The 647-nt window shown below is 43.7% G+C and carries 1 protein-coding gene; it reads left to right on the forward strand.

Annotation, left to right across the window (positions count from 1 at the left end; genetic code table 11):
* Positions 1-121 precede the first annotated feature (121 nt).
* The gene (locus EMM73_RS19830) at positions 122-616 is read left to right on the forward strand and encodes a transposase (protein ID WP_127688484.1); all 495 of its coding nucleotides are present in this window, start codon (positions 122-124) and stop codon (positions 614-616) included.
* Positions 617-647 lie beyond the last annotated feature (31 nt).

The following is a 647-nucleotide window of genomic DNA, read 5'->3' on the forward strand; positions in this document are numbered from 1 at the left end:
CCCTACGATTTGGTTGTGGTATTGAACCAATTTAAATTGCTGTCGAGAGTATCCAGCGTCTACTAAACTGAGTGAATTAAATCATGATCATTTAGGCAGAATATTTTCACAGGGGGCGGGGATGCTGAACTCTGTATTACCTCAAAGGCGCACAGGCCGTTTAAAAAACTTTGACTACAGTAACAACGGTTTCTACTTCATCACTTTATGTTGTTACAGGCGTTTTTTGCTCTTCGGTGACATTGTCGACCAGCAGATGCAAACCAATGCTCTTGGCTGCGTTGTAGCTCTGGAATGGCAAAAAGTACCAGAACGTTTTCCTGCTGTAGAGCTGCATCCATGGGTTCTAATGCCAAATCATTTTCATGCCATTCTCGCGCTATCCAACGAGCCAGGGAAAAAACGTACAACCTTAGGCTCAGTGGTTGGCTCTTTTAAATCTTTATCCCAAAAAGCGATTCGTGGTGAATTTGGTCAAAATACTCCGCATCTTTGGCAGCGCGGCTACTATGACCATGTGATTCGTAATGACGAGGCTTATCAGCATATAGCTAACTATGTTCAAACCAATCCTCAACGCTGGCAAGCGGACTATTTTAACGTTCAAGGCCGATGATTTTTTTCTGAGGTCAATCTGAACCGCAGGC

The sequence above is a fragment of the Rheinheimera sediminis genome, assembly GCF_004005375.1.
Lineage (GTDB): Bacteria > Pseudomonadota > Gammaproteobacteria > Enterobacterales > Alteromonadaceae > Pararheinheimera.

Coding starts and splice junctions, on each gene's coding strand:
- EMM73_RS19830 (WP_127688484.1), top strand. CDS start 122: ATGCTGAACTCTGTATTACCTCAAAGGCGCACAGGCCGTTTAAAAAAC.